2 protein-coding genes (1 of these 2 cut by a window edge) are annotated in these 25581 nt (G+C 74.0%); both read right to left on the reverse strand.

All coding sequences use genetic code 11. The features are described 5' to 3' along the window. Positions 1–10068, reverse strand: a complete 10068-nt coding sequence (locus tag ACIQWR_RS13965) for an amino acid adenylation domain-containing protein (RefSeq protein ID WP_404008204.1) — start codon at positions 10066–10068, stop codon at positions 1–3. Further along, a protein-coding gene (locus ACIQWR_RS13970) for a non-ribosomal peptide synthase/polyketide synthase (protein WP_404008207.1) crosses the window boundary here: on the reverse strand, positions 10068–25581 show its 3' portion. The gene runs 6821 nt beyond the window's last position; 15514 of the gene's 22335 nt are visible here — the last part of the coding sequence; the start codon falls outside the window, past its right edge; its stop codon occupies positions 10068–10070. Before ACIQWR_RS13970 ends, ACIQWR_RS13965 begins: the two co-directional genes overlap by 1 nt.

Below are 25581 nucleotides of genomic sequence, written 5' to 3' on the forward strand. Positions count from 1 at the left end.
TTATCGGTCCTCTATTACGGCCATTTCCGGGCCGCATTCGAAGGTCCCCGCGATACGGGTGGCCACGTCGCGCAGTACGGTCGCGTCCAACAGGTCGTCGTGGGCGCAGTCGTACGGGATCGTCGTCAGCTCCCCGTCCACGTAGGGGGCCCAGTGGGCGGCCAGCTTTTCGCCCCCCTCCGCGCCGCCGGAGGTGAACAGGGCGGCCTCGCCCTTGTAGGCGGCGGGCCGGTGCGCGGTGACCACCATGATCGTGTTGATCATGACGTCGAAGAGCCGTTCGTCGGCCGCGCCGCCGAGGACGTCCTCGACCAACGTCAGTCCCCGCTCCCGCTGTTCGGCCTCGTCCCCGCGGTCCTCGGGATCACCGCCCGCGTCGTCGCTGACCCGGGCGAGCACGTCGGCGGCGGTGAGCGGCCGGTGTTCCTCCACCGGGCCCTGCTGGCCGGGGTCGCCCGGCCGGGCGTCCATGATGGCCAACAGGTCCACCTGCTCGCCCTGTTCCTGCAGGGCGGTGGCGATGGCGTGCGCGACGTTGCCGCCCGTCGAGTACCCGAGCAGGTGGTACGGGCCGTGCGGCTGCACGGAGCGGATCTGCTCCACGGCGTCGAGCGCCCACTCGGCCAGCGAGTGCGGCAGCGGTCCCGGGCCGTCGAGTCCCCTGGCCTGCAGGCCGTACAGGCCCACGTCGTCGGGCAGTCCGCGCAGGAGTCCGGCGTAGCACCAGCTCAGCCCGAGGGAGGGCGGTGCGCAGAACAGCGAGGGACGGCCCGCGGCGCGGCGCAGTACCACGAGCGGCCCGGTGTCGTCGGGGGCGTCGAGCCGCGCAGCGAGCAGGGCCGGGGTGGGCGCCTCGAAGAGGGTCCGCACGTCCGTCACCACATCGAGCGCCGTACTGATCCGGGTGGCCAGGCGCATCGCGAGCAGCGAGTGGCCGCCGAGTTCGAAGAAGTTCGCCTCGACGCCGACCCGGGGCAGTTCGAGCGCCTCGGCGAAGAGGCCGCACAGGAGCTCCTCGCGCAGGCTGCGCGGGTCGCGCCCGGCCGTCGCCCCGGGCGCCTCCGGTACGGGCAGGGCCTTGCGGTCGAGCTTCTTGTTGGGGCTCAGCGGCAGTGCGTCCAGCACGATGACGACGCCGGGCACCATGTGGGCCGGGAGCGCCGTGGCGAGCCGCCCGCGCAGCCCGCCGGGGTCCAGGGTCTCCCCCGGGGCCGCGACCGCGTAGCCGACGAGCCGTTCGCCGTGGACGGCGGCCGCGGCGTGGGTGACGCCGGGCTGCTCGGCGAGCGCGGACTCGATCTCGCCCAGCTCGATCCGCAGGCCGCGGAGCTTGACCTGGGTGTCGGCCCGGCCGACGAAGACCAGTTGGCCGTCGCGTTCCCACCGGACGAGGTCGCCGGTGCGGTACATCCGGGCGCCCGGTACGAAGGGGTTCGCCACGAACCGCTGGGCGGTCAGGCCGGGACGGTCGAGGTAGCCGCGGGCCAGGCCGGGGCCCGTGCTGTACAGCTCCCCGGGCACACCGGGCGGGACGGCCCGCAGGTGGCGGTCGAGCACGTACACACCGGCGTTGGCGATGGGCCGGCCGATCGGGGCGGGCTGGCGTCCGGGGGCGTCGTGCACCCAGGAGGCCACGTCCACGGTGGCCTCGGTCGGGCCGTAGGCGTTGACGAGGCCGCGCCCCTGCGACCAGTGCGCGATCACGTCCGCCGGGGGCACGTCGCCGCCCGTGACGATCATCCGCAGGGCGGGCAGCTCGATCCGCGGCAGGCCGGCGAGCACGGCCGGGGTGAGGTGCGCGTGGGTGATGCGCCGGTCGGCGAGGAAGGCGGCGAGTTCGTCACCGGCCAGGGCGGCCGGGGGGATCACCAGGCAGGAGCCGCTGAGCAGGGCCAGGCACAGTTCGGAGACGCTCGCGTCGAAGCTCGGGGAGATGAGCTGCGCGACGCGGTTGTCCGGTCCGGCCCCGTAGCGCTCGGCCTGGTTGGCGACCAGGCCGGCGATGCCGCGGTGCGTCACCACGACGCCCTTGGGCCGGCCCGTCGAACCGGAGGTGTAGATGACGTAGGCGGCGTCGTCGAGGTGGCGGGCGAGCACCGGCTCCGTGTCCGGGAGCCCCTGCGGGACCGGGAAGGAGGCGGCCGAGAGCTCGCACACCGGGCGGGCGTCGTCGAGCATGAAGGCGATCCGCTCGGCCGGGTAGTCCGGGTCGACCGGCAGGTAGGCGGCCCCCGTCTTCAGCGTCGCGAGCACGGCGACCACCAGGTCGGCCGAGCGGGACAGCCGCAGGGCGACGATCTCCCCCGGTCCCGCACCCCGCTCGCGCAGCAGGTGCGCGAGCCGGTTGGCCCGCCGGTCGAGGGCTGCGTAGTCGAGCGTCTCGGCGCCGTCCTGGACGGCCGGGCGGTCCGGGGTGCGGGCCGCCTGGCGCGCGAACAGCTCCGGCCAGGTGAGCGCGGGCACCTCGCGGGCGGTGTCGTTCCACTCCTCGACGAGCCGGTGGGCCAGCTCCGGGCCGAGGACGTCGAGCCGCTCCAGCGGCTCGTCGGGCGCGGCCACGGCCTCGGCCAGCAGCTGGACGAAGGCGTCGGCGAGGCCGCGGACGGTCTCCGGGTCGAACAGGTCGGTGGCGTACCGCAGGATGCCGTTCAGGCCCGTGCTCTCGTCCTCCTCCAGGACGAAGGCCAGGTCCACCTTGGCGGACTCCGAATCGACCTGCTCCCCGCGGACCACCAGGCCCGGGAGTTCCGGCTCCGAGATGTCGAGGTTCTGCAGGGTGAGCATCACCTGGAAGAGCGGGTGGTGCGACAGCGAGCGGGCCGGGTTGAGCACCTCGACCAGCCGCTCGAAGGGCACGTCCTGGTGGGCGAAGGCGGCCAGGTCGGTCTCCCGCACCCGGTCGACGAGTTCGTTCAGCGAGGGGCTGCCGGAGACGTCGGTGCGCAGCACGACCGTGTTGACGAAGAAGCCGACCAGCTCGCGGGCGGCCTCCTCCTCGCGTCCGGCGACCGCGCAGCCGAGCGGGACGTCCGTGCCGCAGCCGTACCGGGCGAGCAGGGCCGCGACCGCGGCCTGGAGCACCATGAACACGCTGGCGTGGCGGCGGCGGGCCAGGTCCGCGACGGCGCGGTGCAGCTCGGGCCCGATCACCAGCGGCTCCGTGCCGCCGCGGTGGCTGAGGGCGGCGGGCCGGGGACGGTCGACGGGCAGGTCCAGCAGGTCGGGCGCCCCCGCGAGGGTGTCGCGCCAGAAGGCGGTCTGGCCGGCCAGGACGCTGTCCGGGTCGCCCTCCTCACCGAGGACCTCCTGCTGCCACAGGGCGTGGTCGGCGTACTGCACCGGCAGCGGCGTCCACCGCGGGGCGCGGCCGGCGCGCCGGGCGCCGTAGGCGGTGCCCAGGTCGCGCAGCAGCGGTCCCATCGACCACCCGTCGCTGACGATGTGGTGGACGAGCACGAGCAGCACGTGCTCGTCGGGCGCCTGGGTGAACAGCCAACTGCGGATGGGCAGTTCGTGGTCGAGGACGAAGGCGTGCGCCGCGGCGGCGGTGACGTCGCCGCCGGTCACCTCCTCCAGGACCGGCTCGTCGGTCACGATCCGCTGGTACGGCACGCCGTCCTCGTCGCCGAAGACGGTGCGCAGGCTCTCGTGCCGCCCCACCACGTCGACGAGGGCGGCCCGCAGCGCGTCCCGGTCGACCTCGCCGGTGAGCCGCAGCGCGAGCGGCACGTTGTAGGTGGGCGACGGCCCCTCGAAGCGGTACAGGAACCACAGCCGGCGCTGGGCGGCCGACAGGGGCACCCGCTCGGGTCGCGGGCGCGGGGCGAGCGCGGGCCGTCGCGGCCGGTCGGGCGGTCCCGACGCGGCGATCCGCGCGGCGAAGCCGGCGACGGTGGGCGCCTCGAAGAGGGTGCGGATGCCGACCTCGACGCCGAGTTCGTCCCGCACGCGGGCGACGACCCGGGCGGCGAGCAGCGAGTGCCCGCCGAGGTCGAAGAAGACGTCGTCGACGCCGACGCCCGCCACGCCCAGGCTCTCGGCGAAGATCGCGCACAGGGCTTCCTCGCGGGCGTCCCGGGGACCCCGGGCCCCCGCGACCGCCTCTTCGGGCGCGGGCAGCGCGTCCCGGTCCAACTTGCCGTTGCCGGTGGAGGGCAGCCGGTCCAGCGCCACGTAGGCGGACGGCGTCATGTACTCGGGCAACCGCTCGGCGGCGTACGCCCGGACGGCGTCCAGGTCGACCCCGGCGGGCGTCACGTACGCCACCAGGCGCTTGTCGCCCGGCCGGTCCTCGCGCACCACGGCGGCGGCGTGCGTCACCTCCGGGTGGCCGCCGACGGCCGACTCGACCTCGCCCAGCTCGATCCGGAAGCCGCGCAGCTTCACCTGGTGGTCGACGCGGGCGACGAACTCCAGCTCGCCGTGCCGGTTCCACCGGCCGAGGTCGCCGGAGCGGTACATCCGCGAGCCCGCGGGGCCGTAGGGGTCGGCCACGAACTTGGTCGCGCTGAGGCCGGGCCGATTGAGGTAGCCGCGGGTGACCAGGTCGCCGGCGATGTACAGCTCGCCGGTCACGCCGACGGGCAGCGGGCGCAGCTTCGCGTCGAGCGCGTACATCCGGGTGTTCCACACCGGCCGGCCGATGGTGATGACACCGCTGGGGACGGCGTCGCCGGGGGCGATGCGGTATTCGGTGCAGCCCACGGTCGTCTCCGTCGGCCCGTACTCGTTGACCACGGTGACGCCGGGGTGGCGCCGGCGCCACTCGTCGAGCAGCTCGCCCATCAACGACTCGCCGCCCAGGACCAGTTGTTCGGTCGGGGAGAAGGCGTCCGGCAGGTTCAGCAGCAACGACAGGTGGCTCGGGGTGGCCTTGACGAAGGCGGGCCGCGTAGCGGGGGCGTCGCCCTTCAGGTCGACGAGGTCCACCGCGCCGCCCGCCGTCAGGGGGGCGAAGACGCCGGTGACGGTGAGGTCGAAGGAGATCGGCGAGTGCACGAGCGCACCGCGCTCGACGGAGTCGTAGGCGCCACGGGCCCACGCCAGGTACGCGTTGAGCGAGCGGTGCTCCACCACCACGCCCTTGGGCCTGCCGGTGGAACCGGAGGTGAAGATGACGTAGGCGGCGGCGCCGTCCGGTACGAACTCCGGCAGCGGCGCGTCGGCGCCCCCGTCCCCGTGCGGGGCGTCCTCGTCCAGGTGCAGGCGCGGTCGGGTGCCGGGCAGCGCGGTCGCCGTGGTGGTCAGCACCAGCAGCGGATCGACGTCGTCCAGGACGAAGGCGAGCCGGTCGGCCGGGTGGTCGGGGTCCAGCGGGAGGTAGGCGGCCCCGGCGCGGAAGACGGCGAGCACCGCGACCACCAGGTCGACGGACTTCGGCAGGGCGATCGCCACGAACGTCTCGGGGCCCGCGCCCCGCGCGACCAGGGTCCGGGCCAACCGCTCGACCCGGTCGGCCAGTTCGGCATAGGTGACCCGGTCGTCCCCGCAGACCACGGCCAGGGCCCCGGGGGTGCTGGCCGCCTGCGCGGCGAACAGCTCGGGCACGGTCGTGCGGGGCACGTCGCGGCCGGGGTCGTTCCAGCCGACCAGCACGTCGTGGCGCTCCTGCGCGGACAGCACCGGCAGGTCGCCGACCGGCAGGGTCGGGTCGGCCGCGGCCGCGGTGAGCAGCCGGACCAGGCGGTCCGCCATCGCCCGTACGGTCTCGGCGTCGAACAGGTCGGTGGCGTACTGGATCGCCCCGTGCAGGCCGTCGGGACGGCCGTCCTCGGTGTGCTCCTCGGAGAGGAAGAAGGACAGGTCGAGCTTGGCGCTGTCGCCGCCGACCTGTTCCCGCTCGACCTCCAGCCCGGCCATGTCGAAGTCGCCGCCCGCGGTGTTCGCGAAGGTCAACATCACCTGGAAGAGCGGGTGGTGGGCGAGCGACCGGGCCGGGTTGAGGACCTCGACCAGCCGCTCGAAGGGCACGTCCTGGTGGGAGTAGGCGCCCAGGTCGGCCGTGCGGACGCGGCGCAGCAGCTCCGCGAAGGACGGATCGCCCGAGACGTCGGTGCGCAGCACCAGCGTGTTGACGAAGAACCCGACGAGGTCGTCGAGCGCCTCGTCGGTGCGACCCGCGATCGCCGTCCCCAGGGGGATGTCCGGTCCGGCGCCCATGCGGGTCAGCAGGGCCGCGATGCCGGCCTGGACCACCATGAAGAGGCTCGCCTGGTGGTCGCGGGCCAGTGCCGCGAGCGCCGCGTGGGCCTCGGCCGGCACGGACAGCTCCACGACACCGCCGCCGGTCCCGGCCACCCCGGGACGCGGGCGGTCGGTGGGCAGTTCGAGGAGTTCGGGGGCGCCGGCCAGTGCGGTCCTCCAGTAGGCGAGCTGGCGTGCGATGAGGCTGTCCGGGTCCTCCTCGCCGCCGAGCAGTTCCTGCTGCCACAGCGCGAAGTCGGCGTACTGCACGCGCAGTGCGGCCCATCCCGGCTCCTCGCCGGCGCAGCGGGCCGCGTAGGCGGTCGCGAGGTCGGCGGCGAGCGGCGCGGCGGACCAGCCGTCACCGGCGATGTGGTGCAGGAGCAGCAGCAGCGTGTGCTCCTCGGGGCCGGACGCGAAGAGCGTGACGCGCAGCGGGGCCTCGCGCTCCAGGTGGAAGGCGCGGGCGACCGCTTCGTCGAGGGCCCGCGGGGAGAAGGGCTCGGTCCTCAGGTCGACCTCGGCGGGCAGGACCCGCTGGTAGGGCGTGCCCGCGAAGTCGGGGAAGACGGTCCGCAGGGCCTCGTGCCGCTCGACCACGTCGGTGAGCGCGGCGTGCAGCGCGGCGCGGTCCAGGCGCCCGGTCAGGCGCAGCGCGATCGGCAGGTTGTAGGTGGCGCCGGGGCCTTCCAGCCGGTCCAGGAACCACAGGCGTCGCTGTGCGTAGGACAGCGGCGGGTGCTCCGGGCGGGGACGGACGAGGACCGGCGGGCGCGCGGCGGCCGCGGTGTCGAGGCGGGCCGCCGTCGCGGCCGGGGTCGGCGCCTCGAACAGCGCGCGGATGGGCAGTTCGACGGCGAAGGTGGACCGGATGCGGCTGACCAGCCGGGTGGCGAGCAGCGAGTGCCCGCCGAGGGCGAAGAAGTCGTCGTCGACGCCGACCCGGTGCAGGCCGAGGACCTCGGCGAACAGGCCGCAGAGGATCTCCTGCTGCGGAGTGGTCGCGGCCCGCCCCGCGGGGGCGGCCGTGAACTCGGGTGCGGGCAGGGCGGCGGTGTCGAGCTTGCCGCTGGGGGTCAGCGGCAGGGCGTCGAGCAGGACGACCGCGCCGGGTACGAGCACCTCGGGCAGCCGTGCGGCCAGGTGCTCGCGGACCGTGCGGGCCAGGTCGTCGGCGGCCGGGGCGTCGGCGGCCGGGCCGGACCGGGCGGGCACGACGTAGGCGACGAGGCGCTCGTCGAGCACGGTCACGACGGCCTGGCCCACCTCGGGCAGTTCGGCCGCCGTGGCGCGGATCTCGTCCAGCTCGATGCGGACGCCGCGCACCTTGACCTGGCGGTCGGCCCGGCCCTCGAACTGGATCGAGCCGTCGTGGTTCCACCGGCCGAGGTCGCCGGAGCGGTACATCCGCGAGCCCGCCGGGCCGAAGGGGTCGGCGACGAAGCGCTCGGCGCTGAGGCCCGGCCGGTTGAAGTAGCCGTGCGCGAGCTGGACGCCCGCGAGGTACAGCTCTCCCACGACGCCGGGCGGAACCGGGCGCAGCGCCCGGTCGAGCACGTGGACGCGGGTGTTCCACACGGGGAAGCCGATCGGCGCGTTGCCGGGGCCTATCTCCTGCCCGCCGTGCCACGCGGTGACGTCGACGGTGGCCTCGGTCGGGCCGTACAGGTGGTGCAGGGGGATGCCGAGCAGGTCGCGGAAGGTCCGGTGCAGGTCCGCGGGCAGCGCCTCGCCGCCGCAGAACACGCGGCGCAGGCTGGTGCAGTCGCCGGCCTGCGGCGTCTGCACGAAGGCGGCGAGCACGGCGGGGATGAAGTGCACGGTCGTCACGCGTTCGGCGCGGATCAGCTCGGCGAGGTACTCGGGGTCGCGGTGCCCGTCCGGCTTGGCCATCACCATCGTGGCGCCTTGCAGCAGCGGCCAGAAGAACTCCCAGACGGACACGTCGAAGCTGGTCGCGGTCTTCTGCAGCACCCGGTCGTCGGCGGCCAGGCGGTAGGCCCGCTGCATGCCGTCGAGCCGGTTGACGGCCGCCACGTGCGGGATGACGACGCCCTTGGGGCGGCCCGTGGAGCCGGAGGTGTACATGACGTACGCCGGGTCGGCCGGGTGCAGCGGGCGGAGCCGGTCCGCGTCGGTGAGCGGGGTGTCGGCCGGCGCCTGCGCGTCCGCCGGCGCCCCCGCGTCCACCTCGGCCAGCAGGGCGGCGTCCAGCACGCAGATCGGGGCGGCGTCGTCGAGCATGTAGGCGATCCGCTCGGCCGGGTAGCCCACGTCCACGGGCAGGTACGCCGCGCCCGTCTTGACGATCGCGAGCAGCCCGACGAGGAGGTCCACCGAGCGGGGCAGGACGAGGGCCACCAGCCCGCCGGGGCCCGCGCCCCGGCCGACGAGGTGGCGGGCCAACCGGTTGGCCCGGGCGTGCAGTTCGCCGTAGCTGACCTGCGCGCCCTCCATGACGAGCGCGACCCGGTCGGGGGTGCGGGCGGCCTGGGCGTCGAGCAGCTCGGGCAGGACGGCGGACGGCAGGTCCAGGTCCGTGGCGTTCCAGGTCTCCAGGACCTGCGTGCGCTCGGCGGGCAGGGTCACCTCGATGCGCCCGACGAGACGGTCGGGATCGGCGGCGACGGTGTCCAGGACCTGGAGGAACCGGGCGGCGATGGCCTCGCCCCGCGCCCGGTCGAAGGATCCGGGACGGACGTCGAGCCGCAGGACGAGGCGGTCGCCCAGGACCCCGGTGACGAGGGTGAGCGGGTAGTGGGTCGCACCGCCGCCGTCGATGTCGGTGACCTTGAGCTTCTCCGGGAGCTCCGCCCCGGCGTCCGCCGCCTCCTGCGCCTCCTCGAAGGGGTAGTTCTCGAAGACGAGGATCGAGTCGAAGAGTTCTCCCGCGCCCGCCGCCCGCTTGATCTCGGCGAGGCTGACGTGGTGGTGGTCGAGCAGGTCGCCCTGCTGCCGCTGGAGGGCGCCGACGGCCTCGGCGAACGGCACGGCGGGGTCGAGCCCCACGCGCACCGGGAGCGTGTTGATGAAGAGGCCGATCATCCCCTCGACGCCGGGCAGGGCGGCCGGGCGGCCGGAGACCGTGGCGCCGAAGACGACGTCGTCGCGGCCCGTGAGCTGCCCGAGCACCATCGCCCAGGCGCCCTGCACCAGGTTGTTCACGGTCAGGCCGCGCTCGGCGGCCAGCCGGACCAGCCGCGCGGTGGCCCCGGGCGACAGCTCGGCGCTGATCCGCTCGGGCAGTACGGTGCCCGCGGGGGCGCCGGGGGCCACCAGGGTCGGCCCGTCGAGGCCGGCCAGGGCCGATCCCCACGCCGTGGCCCCGGCGGCCGCGTCCTGGCGGCCGATCCAGCCCAGGTAGTCCCGGTACGGGGTGACCCGGGGCAGCGCGTCGGCGCTGCCCCCGGCCTCGTAGACCTCGAAGAGCTCACCGACCAGGAGGGGCGCGGACCAGCCGTCGAGCAGGATGTGGTGGTTGGTCACCACGAGCCGGTGCTCGTCGGGCCCGAGGTGGACCAGGTGGAACCGGATCAGCGGCGGGCGGGCGAGGTCGAACCGGGTGGACCGTTCGGCCGTCAGGAACGCGTCCAGTTCCCCGGCCGCGAGGGTCGACTCGGACCAGCCGGGCGCCACCTCCCGCGGGATGATCTGCATCGGGCGGCCGTTCGCCCGCATCCGGAATCCGGCCCTGAGGTTGGCGTGCCGCTGGAGGACGGCTCCGGCGCTACGGCGCAGCAGGGCCGCGTCGACCTCACCGGAGAGCTCCAGCACGAGCTGGGTGTTGTAGACGTCCACCGCCTCGTCGTCGTAGAGGGAGTGGAAGAGCAGTCCCTCCTGCAACGGCGTCAACGGCAGTACGTCTTCGAGGCGCGAGCGCTTCATTACCAGTCCCCCAGTTCAGCCTCAAGGCTGTCGATCTCGCTCTGTGTCAAGTCGTCACTCAGGTCGGAAGGCGTCAGCCCGACCGTGTCCGGCCGCTCGTCCGCGAGCGCGGTGAGCGCGTCGAACCACGCCCGCGCCAGCGCCCGTACGTCGGGCTCGGCGAGCAGTCCGGACGCCCAGGCCCAGGTGGCGACCAGGTGCGGGCGGCCCCCGCGGTGCTCGGTCACCGCGGTGATCTCCACCGCGTGCGTCATCGCCATCCGCGGCGACCGCGGCGCGGGCGTCGGCCCGTCGACGGTCTGCCAGTCGGCGCCGGTGTCCTCGCCGTCCCCGAACCGGCCCAGGTAGTTGAAGCCGATCTGCGGTGCGACGGCCAGCTCGGGCGCGTCGCCCGAGTGGCGCAGGATGCCGTACCCGACGCCGTTGTCCGGGAAGGCCCGCAACTGCTCCTTGACCCGCTTGAGCCGGTCGGTCGGCGTGCGGCCCTCCGGGTGGAGGCCGACCGGGTAGAGGCTGGTGAACCAGCCGACCGTCCGGGAGGTGTCCACCCCGTCGGCGACGTGTTCGCGCCCGTGACCCTCCAGGTCGACGAGGACCGGTCCGGCGCCGCGCACGTCCGCGACCGCCGTCGCCAGCCCGTAGAGCAGCACGTCGGTGACGGTGCCGTTCACGCTCGTCGGGATCCGGGTGAGCAGCGCCTCGGTGACGTCCGCCGCCAGGGTCAGCTCGAACTCCTCGGCCGTGGCGGCCGTGTCGAGCGCCGGGTCGAGCCGCCGCGTGCCGAGCAGCGGGTCCGGGGTGGCGGCGATCTCCTGCCACACCGGGAGTTCGGCCCGCCGGTCGGCGGCCGCCAGGTGGCCCGCCCAGGTGCGGTACGAGGTGAGCACCGGGTCGAGTGCGGGAGTCCGCCCCGCCGCGGCCGCCGCGTAGGCGGCGGCGAGGTCGGGCAGCAGGATCTGCCACGACACGGCGTCCACGACCAGGTGGTGCAAGGTGATCAGCAACGTGCCCGGTGTGTCCGGTCCGGCGTCGAACCAGACGAACCGCGAGACCTCGCCGGCCGTCGGGGACAGCTCCCGGCGGGCCGACTCGGCGGCTTCGCCGTCGCCCGGGCCCGCCCGCCGGATCGAGACCGCCGCGGTGCCGCGCTCGCGCACTTCGTACGTGCCGTCCTCGTGGCGGCGCAGTCGCAGGACGTCGTGGTGGTCGACCAGCGCCCGGGCGGCTTCGGCCAGTGCCCGCTCGTCCAGCCCCGCGGGGACCCGTACGGTCATCGACTGGTTGAACCCGTCGGTGGCGTCGTAGTCCTCCAGCCAGCGCATGATCGGGGTGGGGGCGAAGGTGCCGGTACCCGCGTCCCGGTCCTCGACCGTGGTCGCGACCGCGGTCGCCACCTGCGCCAGGAGGGCGGGAGTGCGCTCCCGGAAGACGTCCCGGGTCGTCAGCAGGAGTCCGCCGGAGCGGGCCCGGCTGACCACCTGGATCGACATGATGCTGTCGCCGCCGAGGTCGAAGAAGCTGTCGTCGGGGCCGACGGCGGGCAGGTCGAGGACGTCGGCGAAGATCCGGCAGAGCAGTTCCTCGCGCGGGCCGGCCGGCGGACGCCCACTGCTGGTGGTGGTCCACCGGGGCGCGGGGAGCGCGGCCCGGTCGACCTTGCCGTTGGGCAGCAGCGGGATCTCGTCCAGGGCCACCAGGGCGGCCGGGACCATGTAGTCCGGGAGCCCGCCCGCGACCCGGGCGCGCGCCGCGACCGGATCCGCGTCGCCGACGTAGTACGCCACCAGGCGCCGGTCGCCCGGGCGGTCCTCACGGACCACCGCGGTCGCCCGCGCCACGCCGTCCACGGCGTTCAGCGCGGACTCCACCTCGCCCAGTTCGATGCGGAAGCCGCGCAGCTTGACCTGCGTGTCCGCCCGTCCCAGGTAGCTGAGTTCACCCTCGACGTCCCAGCGCGCCAGGTCGCCGGTGCGGTACATCCGCGAGCCGGCGGGGCCGAACGGGTCCGCGAGGAACCGCTCGCCCGTCAGTCCGGGACGGCCCAGGTAGCCGCGGGCCAGACCCGCACCCGCGACGTACAGCTCACCGGTGACACCGGGGGCCACCGGACGCAGCGCGGCGTCCAGGACGTAGACCCTCGCCCCCGCGATCGGACGTCCGATCGGCGGTGCGACCTCGCCCGACAGCGGGGCGCTCATCGTCGCGCACACCGTCGTCTCGGTCGGGCCGTAGGCATTGATCATCCGGCGCCCGACCGACCAGCGTGCCACCAGCTCCGGCGCGCAGGCCTCGCCCGCCACGACGAGCGTCGTACCGGCGGGCAGCGCGTCCTCGGGCAGGACCGCCAGCGCCGTCGGCGGCAGGGTGACGTGGGTGACCGACCGCTCCGCGCAGAGCGCGGCCAGGTCGGGACCGGGCATCAGCCGCTCGGCCGGGGCGACCACCAGGGTCGCCCCCGACAGCAGGCCCATCACGATCTCCCAGGCCGCCGCGTCGAAGCTGAGCGCCGCGAACTGGAGGACCCGGCTGCCCGGGCCCACGCCGAAGGCGTCCCGCTGGGCCCGCGCCAGGGAGGCGAGGCCGCCGTGGGGCACCACCACTCCCTTGGGGCGGCCCGTCGAGCCCGAGGTGTAGATCACGTAGGCCGGGTGGTCCGGTCCGGGGCGCACCTGCGGAGGCAGCGCGCCGGACGGATCCACCTCGTCCACGAGCACCACCGGAACGGCGCTCTCGCCGAGCCCGGGGAGCGTCGCGCCGTCGGTGACGAGCAGCAGCGGTCGGGAGTCGGAGAGCATGTACGCGACGCGGTCGGCCGGGTAGTCCGGGTCGACCGGCACGTACGCGCCGCCCGCCCGCAGCACCGCCAGCAGCGACACCACCAGCTCCACCGAGCGCGGCAGCGCCACCGCCACCACCGACTCCGGACCCACCCCGCACGAGGCCAGATGCCCCGCGAAGGCATCCACCCGCGCCGCCAACTCGCCGTACGTCAGCTCCACGTCCTCGAAGACCAGAGCGACCGCGGACGGATCCCGCGCCACCTGCGCCTCGAACAACTCCGGGAAGGACGCACGCTCCTCCAGCACGCCCGTGTGCGCGGCCCACTCCTCCAGCACCCGGCCGCGCTCACCGGCCGAGAGCACCTCGACCTGCGAGATGCGACCGTCCACATCCGCGACCAGCCCCTCCAGCACCCGGACGAACCGCTCGCCCAGCGCCTCGGCGCTCACCCCGTCGAACAGGTCCGAGGCGTACTGGACCTCTCCGAACAGCCCGTCGGGGGTCTCCTCCAGGTGGAAGGTGAGGTCGAACTTGGCCACGTTCAGGTCGACGCCCTCGAAGCCGACGTCGAGGCCGGGGAGGGCGAAGTCCGCCTCGCTGTTGTTGTCGAGGACGACCATCACCTGGAAGAGCGGGTGGTGGGCCAACGACCGCTGCGGGCTGACGACCTCCACCAGGCGCTCGAAGGGCACGTCCTGGTGTGCGTAGGCCGCCAGGTCCGTCTCCCGTACCCGGCCCAGCAGTTCGCGCACCGAGGGATCCCCGGACACGTCCGTGCGCAGCACCAGCGTGTTCACGAAGAAGCCCACCAGCGCGTCCAGGGCCTGGTCCGAGCGGCCCGCGACGACCGTGCCCAGGGGCACGTCCGTACCGGCGCCCAACCGGGAGAGCAGGACCGCGACGGCGGCCTGGACCACCATGAAGGGGGTCACCCCGCAGGTGCGGGCCACCTCCGACAGGCGCTCCTGCAGGGCGGCGTCGGTGGTGAACCGGGCCACTCCACCGCGGTACGACGGGGTCTGCGGCCGCGGTCGGTCGAGGGGGAGCTCGATCAGTTCCGGTACGCCGTGCAGTGCGGTGCGCCAGTAGTCGATCTGGCGGCCGGCCGGGCTCGACGGATCGCTCTCGTCACCCAACACCTCCGCCTGCCACAACGCGTAATCCGCGTACTGCACCGGCAACGGAGCCCAACCCGGCACCCCACCACCCACACGCGCCACATACGCAGCCGACACATCATCAGCCAACGGACCCAACGACCAACCATCGGAAGCGATGTGATGCATCAACACCACCAACACCCACGACCGCTCACCCACCCGCAACAACGACACCCGCAACGGCAACTCCACCGACAGATCGAACGCATACCCCGCAGCGCGATCCACAGCAGCAGAGAGCCCCTCCTCCGAGACCTCCACCACCTCCCACACCACACCCGCGTCCGCCACCGGCACCACCCGCTGATACGGCACACCATCCACCGCCGCGAACACCGTCCGCAGACTCTCGTGCCGACCCACCACATCACCCACCGCGAGCTCCAACGCACCCGCGTCCAACTCACCCTCCAACCGCAACACCAACGGAACGTTGTACGTCGCCGACGGACCCTCCAACGCATGCAGGAACCACAACCGACGCTGCGCCGCCGACAACGGCACCCGCCCCGGACGCACACCCGCCGACAACCCCCGACGCGCCACCTCCGCACCCACCACACGCAACGCCAACCCCGCCACCGACGGCGACTCGAACACCGCACGGATGCCGAGCTCCCGTCCGAACGCCGAACGGATCCGGCTCACCAGGCGGGTGGCGAGCAGCGAGTGCCCGCCGAGGTCGAAGAAGTTGTCGTCCGGGCTGACCGCGGTCAGCCCCAGGACGTCGGCGAAGATCTGGCAGAGCAGTTCCTCGCGGGCGTCGGCGGGCCGGCGGCCGCTCGCGGCCGTCGTGGTCCACCGGGGCGCGGGGAGCGCGGCCCGGTCGACCTTGCCGTTGGGCATCAGCGGGATCTCGTCCAGGGCCACCAGGGCGGACGGGATCATGTACTCCGGCAGCGTGGCGGCCACCTGGGCGCGCACCGCGACCGGGTCGACGTCGCCGACGTAGTACGCCACCAGGCGCCGGTCCCCCGGGCGGTCCTCGCGGACCACCGCGGTGGTCCGCGACACGCCGTCCACGGCGAGCACCGCGGACTCCACCTCGCCCATCTCGATGCGGAAGCCGCGCAGCTTGACCTGCGTGTCCGCCCGTCCCAGGTAGACGATCTCGCCGTCGGCGGTCCACCGGACCAGGTCGCCGGTGCGGTACATCCGCGAGCCGGCGGGGCCGTAGGGGTCCGCGAGGAACCGCTCGCCCGTCAGTCCGGGGCGGCCCAGGTAGCCGCGGGCCAGACCCGCACCCGCGACGTAGAGCTCACCCGTGACACCGGGGGCGACCGGACGCAGCGCGGCGTCCAGGACGTACGTCCGCGTGCCCACGATCGGACGTCCGATCGGCACGACCGCCCCGTCCGACAGCGGGGCGCTCATGGTGGAGATGACGGTCGTCTCGGTCGGGCCGTAGGCGTTGACCATCCGGCGCCCCACCGACCAGCGCGCCGCCAGTTCCGGTGCGCAGGCCTCGCCCGCCACGATCAGGGTCGTACCGGCGGGCAGCGCGTCGTCCGCGAGGACGGCCAGCGCCGCGGGCGGCATGGTCAGGTGCGTCACGGCCTGTTCGGCGCAGAGCGCGGCCAGGTCGGGACCGGGCATCAGCCGCTCGGCCGGGGCGACCACCAGGGTCGCCCCCGACAGCAGGCCCATCACGTTGTCCCAGAAGGACACGTCGAAGCTGAGCGCCGCGAACTGGAGGACCCGGCTGCCCGGGCCCACGCCGAAGGCGTCCTGCTGGGCCCGCGCCAGGGAGGCGATGCCGCCGTGCGTCACGACGACGCCCTTGGGGCGGCCCGTCGAGCCCGAGGTGTAGATCACGTAGGCCGGGTGGTCCGGTCCGGGGCGCGTCTGCGGAGGCAGCGCGCCGGACAGTTCCACCTCGTCCACGAGGAGCACCGTCGCCGGGTGCCCGCCGAGTCGCGGCAGGGTCGCGGTGTCGGTGATCAGCAGCAGCGGTCGGGAGTCGGAGAGCATGTACGCGACGCGGTCGGCCGGGTAGTCCGGGTCGACCGGCACGTACGCGCCGCCCGCCCGCAGCACCGCCAGCAGCGACACCACCAGCTCCACCGAGCGCGGCAGCGCCACCGCCACCACCGACTCCGGACCCACCCCGCACGAGGCCAGATGCCCCGCGAAGGCATCCACCCGAGACGACAGTTCGCCGTACGTCAGCTCCACGTCCTCGAAGACCAGAGCGACCGCGGAGGGATCCCGCGCCACCTGCGCCTCGAACAACTCCGGGAAGGACGCACGCTCCACCGAAGCGCCGGCGTGGGCGGCCCACTCCTCCAGCACCCGGCCGCGCTCACCGGCCGAGAGCACCTCGACCTGCGAGATACGACCGTCCACATCCGCGACCAGCCCCTCCAACACCCGGACGAACCGCTCGCCCAGCGCCTCGGCGCTCACCCCGTCGAACAGGTCCGAGGCGTATTCGAGTTCACCGCTGACTCCGGCCGGCAGGCCGTCGGCGTCGTGGCGCTCGAAGAGGGAGAAGGACAGGTCGAACTGCGACACCGTCGTGGTGGAGTCGCCCTCGCTCACCGTGAGTCCGGGCAGTTCGAGGGTCGCTTCGCTGTTGTTGTCGAAGACGACCATCACCTGGAAGAGCGGGTGGTGTGCCATCGACCGCTGCGGGCTGACGACCTCCACCAGTCGCTCGAAGGGGACGTCCTGGTGTGCGTAGGCCGCCAGGTCCGTCTCCCGCACCCGACCCAGCAGTTCGCGCACCGAGGGATCCCCGGACACGTCCGTGCGCAGCACCAGCGTGTTCACGAAGAAGCCCACCAGCGCGTCCAGGGCCTGGTCCGAGCGGCCCGCGACGACCGTGCCCAGGGGCACGTCCGTACCGGCGCCCAACCGGGAGAGCAGGACCGCGACGGCGGCCTGGACCACCATGAAGGGGGTCACCCCGCAGGCGCGGGCGACGGCCAGCAGACGGCCGTGCAACGCGGCGTCGAGGTGGAGGTCGACGGCGGCGCCCCGGTAGGAGGCCACCGCGGGGCGGGGCCGGTCCGTCGGAACCTCGATCAGTGCGGGAGCGCCCTGGAGCGCGGTGCGCCAGTAGTCGATCTGGCGGCCGGCCGGACTCGACGGATCACTCTCGTCACCCAACACCTCCGCCTGCCACAACGCGTAATCCGCGTACTGCACCGGCAACGGAGCCCAACCCGGCACCCCACCACCCACACGCGCCACATACGCAGCCGACACATCATCAGCCAACGGACCCAACGACCAACCATCGGAAGCGATGTGATGCATCAACACCACCAACACCCACGACCGCTCACCCACCCGCAACAACGACACCCGCAACGGCAACTCCACCGACAGATCGAACGCATACCCCGCAGCACGATCCACAGCAGCGGACAGCCCCTCCTCCGAGACCTCCACCACCTCCCACACCACACCCGCGTCCGCCACCGGCACCACCCGCTGATACGGCACACCATCCACCGCCGCGAACACCGTCCGCAGACTCTCGTGCCGACCCACCACATCACCCACCGCGAGCTCCAACGCACCCGCGTCCAACTCACCCTCCAACCGCAACACCAACGGAACGTTGTACGTCGCCGACGGACCCTCCAACGCATGCAGGAACCACAACCGACGCTGCGCCGCCGACAACGGCACCCGCCCCGGACGCACACCCGCCGACAACCCCCGACGCGCCACCTCCGCACCCACCACACGCAACGCCAACCCCGCCACCGACGGCGACTCGAACACCGCACGCACGGGGAGTTCGACGCCGAAGGCCGTACGGATGCGGCTGATCAGCCGGGTGGCGCGCAGCGAGTGCCCGCCGAGTTCGAAGAACCCGTCGTCGACGCCGACCCGGTCGACGCCGAGCACCTCGGCGAAGAGCCCCTGGAGGATCTGCTCCGCCGGGCTGGCGGGGCCGCGGTCCGCCGCGGTGTCCGCGGGGCCGGGCACCGGCAGCGCGTCGCGGTCCAGCCGGCCGCTGGCGGTGAGCGGCAGCCGGTCCAGGACCACCACGGTGGCCGGGACCAGGTGGTCGGGCAGGGTGGCCCGGGCGAAGGCCGTGACGGCGCCGGGCGCGACGGTGGCGCCGGGGGCCGCGACCAGGTACGCGACGAGGGACCCGTCGCGCACCGCCACGGCGGCCCGGGCGACGTCGTCGTGCTCGGCCAGGACGGCCTCCAGCCGCGTCGGCCGGACGGTGAAGCCCGGCAGCGGCAGCGGCGCCCCGACGAACTCCAGCTCGCCCTCGGCGCTCCAGCGGACCAGGTCGCCGGTGCGGACCATCCGCGCGCCGTCCGGTCCGAAGGGATCGGCGACCACCGTCGGCGCGGAGCCGAGCAGCGGCCCGCCGACGTGGAGCTCGCCGACGACGCCCGGCGGGACCGGGCACAGGCCCGCGTCGAGCACGTACAGCACGGTGCCGGGCAGCGGGGCGCCGAGCGGCACCACGGTGTCCCAGTCGTCCGGATCGCACGCGCGTTCCGTGACGGTGCCGGCGGCCTCGGTCAGTGCGTAGCCGTACCAGAGCGGGACGTCCACGGCGTCGAACCAGGCCCGCTGGAGCGGCTCGGCCAGGGCCTCGCCGGAGCAGAGCACGCGCCGCAGACCGGCCTGGGCCAGCGCCGGGTCGGCGAGCAGCACGGCCAGCTCGGAGGGCGTGACGTGCAGCGTGGTGGCTCCCTGCGGGGAGGCCGCGGCCAGGGCGGCCGCGCGGTCGCCGCGCACGACGGTCGCGCCGGCGGTGAGCGGCCAGAGCAGCTCGTCGATCTCGCCCACGGTCCCCGGCTCGGCGGCCGAGCGGACCCGGTCGGTGGCGTCCAGGCCGTGGACGGCCTGACGGGCCGCGATCCGGGCCGCGACGACGTCCTGCGGGACGACGACGGAGGTACCGGTGCGGGTGCGCAGGACGAGGGGCTCGCCGGCGACGACGGCGGCCAGGATCCCGGCGGGCGGCTGCGCCAGCAGCTGTCCGTAGGTCGTCTCGACGTCCGCGTCGACGAGCGCGACGGCGTCCGCCGGGTGCGCGCCGATCAGTTCGAGCAGGGTCGGCGTGGCCACCGAGGCGCCCGCGTCGCGGCCGGTCACGGCGTGCGGCAGGGCGATCCGGTCCACGACGGCGTCCGCGTCGGCGGCGACCGTCTCCAGCAGGTGCGTGAACTGCGCGGCCATCCGCTGCGCCGTGCTCGCGTCGAAGAGGTCCTCGGCGTACTCCAGGTCGATGCCGATGCCCTCGGCGGACCCGTCCGCGCCGACCTTCTCCTGCACGTGCAGGGTCAGGTCGAAGCGGGCCGCGCCCATCTCGACGTCCTCGTCGAAGGCGGCGTCCAGACCGGCGAGCGCGAAGTCGCCCTCGTCGTCGTTCTCGAAGACGAGCATCACCTGGAAGAGCGGGTGGTGCCCCAGCGAACGGCCGGGGCGGACCACGTCCACCAGGCGCTCGAAGGGCACGTCCTGGTGCGCGAAGGCCGCCAGGTCCGCCTCGCGGACCCGGACCAGCAGGTCGCGGAAGGACGGGGACCCGGACACGTCGGTGCGCAGGACGAGGGTGTTGACGAAGAAGCCGACGAGGTCCTGGAGGGCGTCGTCCGTCCGGCCCGCGATCGGCGTGCCGATCGGGACGTCGGATCCGGCGCCCAGCTTGGACAGCAGCAGGGCGAGGGCGGACTGCACCACCATGAACAGGGTCGTGTTCGTCTCCCGCGCCACCGCCTGGAGGCGACCGTGCAGTTCGGCGGGGACGCGGATGGCGACCTCGACTCCGCGGTGGGTGGCCTCGGCGGGCCGCAGCCGGTCCGTCGGCAGGGGCAGCAGCTCGGGAATGCCGTCGAGGGCGTCCTTCCACCACGTCAGCTGGCCGCTGACGACGCTGTCCGGGTCGTCCTCGGAGCCGAGCAGTTCGGACTGCCACAGCGTGTAGTCGGCGTACTGGACCGGCAGTCCGGGCCAGCGCGGCGCGCGGTCCGCCCGGCGGGCGGCGTAGGCGGCCGACAGGTCACGGGCGAGCGCCCCGGTCGACCAGCCGTCACTGGCGATGTGGTGGACCAGCAGGAGCAGCCGGTGTTCGGCCGGCCCGTCGCTGAACAGGGTGGCGCGCAGCGGGGGTTCGCGGTCGAGGTCGAAGGTGTGCCGGGCCGCCTCGGCGGGCCCCGCGACACCGGTGATCAGTACGGGCCGGGCCTCGTCGACCCCGAGCACCCGCTGGTACGGGGTGCCGTCGGCGTCGGACGGGAAGACCGTGCGCAGCGTCTCGTGCCGGGCCACGACGTCGCCCAGCGCCGCTTCGAGGGCGGCGACGTCGAGCGCTCCGGTGAGCCGGATCAGCAGCGGCACGTTGTACGTCGTGCTCGGGCCCTCCAGCCGGTGCAGGAACCACAGGCGTTGCTGGGCGAAGGAGAGGGGCACCCGCGCGGGGCGCTCCTTGCGGACCAGGGCGGGCCGGTCGGGGGCCGCGCCGTCGATCCGGGTGGCGAGTCCGGCCACCGTCGGCTCGGCGAAGAGCGAGCGGACGGTCAGTTCCGCCCCGAGCTGGGACCGGATCCGGCTGAGCAGCCGGATCGCGGACAGCGAATGGCCGCCGAGGTCGAAGAAGTTGTCGTCGATGCCGACGGCGGCGACGCCCAGGGTCTCGGCGAAGATGCCGGCGATGATCTCCTCGGCGAGGGTGCGCGGGGCGCGCCGCACGACGGCGGCGGCGAGGTCCTCGGCCGGGAGTTCGTCGGGGATCCGCGCACCGACGACGAACGCGGCGGGCATCAGGTAGTCGGGCAGCACGGACTCGGCGAGGCGCCGTGCGGAGGTCGCGTCGCCGTCGTGGACGACGTACGCGACGACCCGGGCGGAGCCGGCCACGACGGTGGCGTCCGCGAAGACCTCGCGCAGCCGGGCGGCGACCTCCGCGGGGATGACGCGGAAGCCGCGCACCACGCGGACGTCCTCGGGGCGGCCGAGCGGCTCGATGGCGCCGTCCGGGGCGCGGCGCGCCAGCTCTCCGGAGGGGAGCGTGGCGACGACGCCGGGGGGCACGGCCCGTCCTTCGCCGTCGACGAGCGCCGTGTCGCGCTCGCCCTCGGCGAGCAGGTCGAAGGCCGAGACCGGTGCCGTGGGGTCGGCGGCGGCCGCGGTGAGCAGCCGGATGAGGCGGTCGCCGAAGGCGTTCATCGTCGCCCGGTCGAACAGGTCGGTGGCGTACTCGATCTCGCCGACGATGCCGGCCGGCTCGCCGTCCGGGCCGTAGCGCTCCTGGAGGCGGACGTCCATGTCGAACTTGGAGGCGTCGCCGACCACGTCTTCGAGGCGGGTCTCCAGGCCGGGGACGGCCAGCGTGACCTCGTCGAAGTTCTCGAAGGTCAACATGACCTGGTAGAGCGGGTGTCGGGCGAGCGACCTGACGGGGTTGACCACCTCGACGAGCCGCTCGAAGGGCACGTCCTGGTGCGCGAAGGCGGCCAGGTCGGTCTCCCGGACCCGGTCGAGCAGCTCGGGGAAGGTGGGGTCGCCGGAGACGTCGGTGCGCAGCACGAGCGTGTTGACGAAGTAGCCGAACAGGTCTTCCAGCGCCTCGTCGGTGCGCCCCGCGACGGGGGTGCCGATGGCGATGTCGGTGCCGCCGCTGAGCCGGCTCAGCAGGGCGACCAGACCGGCCTGGATGGTCATGAACAGCGTGGTGTTGGCCGTGCGGGCGAGCCGCAGCAGGGCGTCGTGCAGCGCGGCGTCCAGGCGCAGCGGCGCCTCGGCGCCGCCGTAGGTGGCCACCGGCGGGCGGGGCCGGTCGGTGGGCAGGTCCACGAGCTCGGGCAGGCCGCGCAGGGTCTCGGTCCAGTAGGCGAGCTGGCGGGAGATCGCGCTGGTGGGGTCGTCCTCGCGGCCGAGCAGCTCACGCTGCCAGAGGGTGTAGTCGGCGTACTGCACGGACAGCGGCGCCCAGTCGGGGGCGCGGCCGGCGGCCCGCGCCGTGTAGGCGAGGGACAGGTCGTCTCCGAGCAGGGTCTCCGACCAGCCGTCACTGGCGATGTGGTGCATGAGCGGCAGCAGGGCGTGCTCGTCCCCGGCGAGCCGGAACAGGGTGCCGCGGATGGGCAGTTCGGTGACCAGGTCGAAGTGGTGGCGGGCGGCCTCGGCCAGGGCCGATTCCAGGTGCCGCTCGTCGTCGACCTCGACGAGGGTCAGCTCCACCACCGCTTCGTCCGCGGGCACGATGTGCTGGTACGGGGTGCCGTCGGCCTCGCGGAAGAGGGTGCGCAGCCCCTCGTGGCGGGCGACCACGTCGTGCAGGGCGGTGTGCAGAGCCGGCACGTCGAGCGGTCCGGAGAACCGCATGACGAGCGGCACGTTGTAGGTCGAGCTGGGGCCTTCGAGCCGGTTGAGGAACCACAGTCCGCGCTGCCCGAAGGAGAGCGGCACCCGTTCGGGGCGCTCCATCGGCACCAGGGCGGGCCTGGCCTCCCCCGCCTGGTCGGTCCAGCCGGCGAGCCCGGCGACGGTCGGCGTCTCGAACAGGGCCCGGACGGGCACCTCCACGCCCATCGCGGACCGGATGCGGCTGATCAGCCGGGTGGCGAGGAGGGAGTGGCCGCCCAGGGCGAAGAAGTTGTCGTCGATCCCGACCCGGTCCACGCTCAGCACGTCGGCGAACAGGACCGCGAGGAGTTCCTCGCGCGGGTTGCGCGGCCGTCGGCCCTCCGCGGCGCCGGACAGGGCCGGAGCGGGCAGGGCCTTGCGGTCGAGCTTGCCGTTCGGGGTGAGCGGCAGCTTCTCCAGCGTGACGAAGGCGGCGGGGACCATGTGCGCGGGCAGCACGGCCGCGACGTGGTCGCGGGCGCGGTCGGTGTCGCCGCCGACGAGGTAGGCGGTGAGCCGCAGGTCACCGGGCTGGTCCTCGCGGACCACGACGGCGGCCTGGGTGACGTCCGGCGCCCCGAGGACGGCGGACTCGATCTCGCCGAGCTCGATCCGGAAGCCGCGGATCTTCACCTGGTCGTCGGCCCGGCCGAAGTAGGACAGCGTGCCGTCCGCGGCCCGGCGGGCCAGGTCTCCGGTGCGGTACATCCGGGTGCCGGGAGCGCCGTAGGGGTCGGCGACGAACCGCTGCGCGCTGAGCCCGGGGCGGCCGAGGTAGCCGCGGGCCAGGCCCGCTCCGGCGACGTACAGCTCGCCGGTGGTCCCTGCCGGGACGGGCTGGAGCCCCTGGTCGAGGACGTAGACGCGCAGGTCGGGGATGCCGACGCCGACGACGCTGGCGGCGGTGGCGGCCGCGGTGACCCGGTCGAACGCCTGGTGGGTGACGTGCACCGTGGTCTCGGTGATGCCGTACATGTTGACCAGTACGGGGGCGTCGTCGGCGTGCCGGTCGTACCAGGACGAGAGCCGTCCCGGGTCGAGTGCCTCACCGCCGAAGATCACGTACCGCAGGGCCAGGTCCGTGCCCGGTTCCTCCTCGTCGGCCCGCATGAGCTGGTAGAAGGCGGACGGGGTCTGGTTCAGGACCGTGACGCGCTCGTCGCGCAGCATCCGCAGGAAGTCGCGCGGGGAGCGGCTGACGTCCTGCGGCACCACGACGAGCTTGCCGCCGCGCAGCAGCGGACCCCACAGCTCCCAGACGGAGAAGTCGAAGGCGTAGGAGTGGAAGAGGGTCCACACGTCGGACTCGTCGAAGCCGAACCACTGGTCGGTCCGCGTGAAGAGCCGCACGACGTTCTGGTGCGGGATCACCACGCCCTTGGGCTGTCCGGTGGAGCCGGAGGTGTAGATGATGTAGGCGCCGTTGTCCGGGCGCAGCGCGGGGCGCGCCGGGTCGGTGACGGGGGCGTCGGCGGGCAGTTCGTCGATGACGACGCGGGTGATGCCCTCGGGCAGCGCCACGTCGGTGCCGGCGCCGGTCACGACGGCGGCCGGACGGGCGTCCGCCAGGACGAAGGCGATGCGCTCGGCCGGGTAGTTCGGGTCGAGCGGCAGGTAGACGGCGCCGGCCTTGAGGACGCCGAGGACGCCCACCACGAGGTCCGCGCCGCGCGGCAGGGCGAGCGCGACCACGGTCTCGGGTCCGACGCCCTGCGCGAGGAGGGTGTGGGCGAGCCGGTTGGCCCGCGCGTTGAGCTGCTCGTAGGTCAGGTGCTCCGCGCCGGCGACGAGTGCGCTCGCCCCGGGGTGCGCGGCGACGGCGGCCTCGAACAGCGCGGGCACGGTGGTCCGTTCGGACGGCTCGGGGGCCGGCGCGGTCCACTGCTCCAGCAGTTCCCGGCGCTCGGTCGGGGCCAGGATGTCCGTCTGCCACAGCCCCTGGTCCGGGTCGGCCACGACCGCCCGCAGGAGCCGGCCCAGCCGGTCGACGATCTGCTCCACGGTGGACCGGTCGAACAGGTCGGTGGCGTACTCGACCAGGCCCGACAGGCCCGCGGGCTCGCCGTCGGGGCCGTGGTTCTCCTGCATGTCGAAGTCGAGGTCGAACTTGGCGACGCCGGAGCCGACGTCCTCCAGGCCGGCCCGCAGACCGGGCAGGCCCAGGTCCGCCCCGGCGTTGTTCTGGAAGAGGATCATGACCTGGAACAGCGGGTGGTGCGCGAGCGAGCGGGTCGGGTTGAGCACCTCGACCAGGCGCTCGAACGGCACCTCCTGGTGCGCGTAGGCGGCCAGGTCGGTCTCCCGGACCCGGGCCAGCAGTTCCCGGAAGGTCGGGTTCCCCGAGGTGTCGGTGCGCAGCACCAGGGTGTTGACGAAGAAGCCGATCAGCTCGTCGAGCGCCTCGTCGGTGCGTCCGGCGATGACGCCGCCGAGCGGGATGTCGTCACCGGCGCCGAGCCGGGTCAGGAGTCCGGCCACCGCCGCCTGGAACACCATGAAGAGCGTGGTGTTGGTGTGGCGGGCGAGTTCGAGCAGTCGGCCGTGCAGTTCGGCGTCGAGTTCGAAGCGGACCTCGTCGCCGCGGAAGGAGGCCGCGACCGGGCGGGGCCGGTCGGTCGGCAGTTCCAGCTGCTCCGGGAGCCCGGCGAGGTTCTGCTGCCAGTAGGCGAGCTGGCGCGACAGCAGGCTCTGCGGGTCGTCCTCCGAACCGAGCAGTTCCCGCTGCCAGAGCGTGTAGTCGGCGTACTGGACGGGCAGCGGGGCCCAGGCCGGCGCGCGGCCCTCGGTCCGGGCGCCGTAGGCGACGGAGAGGTCCCGTGCGAACGGCGCGTCGGACCAGCCGTCGCTCGCGATGTGGTGCAGCAGGAAGAGCAGGACGTGCTCGGTCTCCGAGAGCCGGAACAGCGTGATGCGCAAGGGGAGTTCGGTGGCGAGGTCGAAGCCGTAGCGGGTGGCGACGGCCAGCTGCTCGGCGAGCCCCCGCTCGTCGGTCTCGACCAGGGTGACCTCGGGCTGCTCCGCCTCGGTGATCAGCTGGTAGGGCTGCCCGTCGACCTCGGGGAAGCGGGTGCGCAGGCTCTCGTGCCGCGCCACGATGTCGCCGAAGGCGGCTTCGAGGGCGCCGCGGTCGAGCGCCCCCGACATGCGCAGCAGCAGCGGCACGGTGTAGGTCGCGCTGCGGCCTTCGAGTCGGTAGAGGAACCACAGGCGCCACTGCGCCGCCGAGACGGGGACGTGCTCCGGC

Source organism: Streptomyces sp. NPDC098789 (genome assembly GCF_044759975.1).
Lineage (GTDB): Bacteria > Actinomycetota > Actinomycetes > Streptomycetales > Streptomycetaceae > Streptomyces.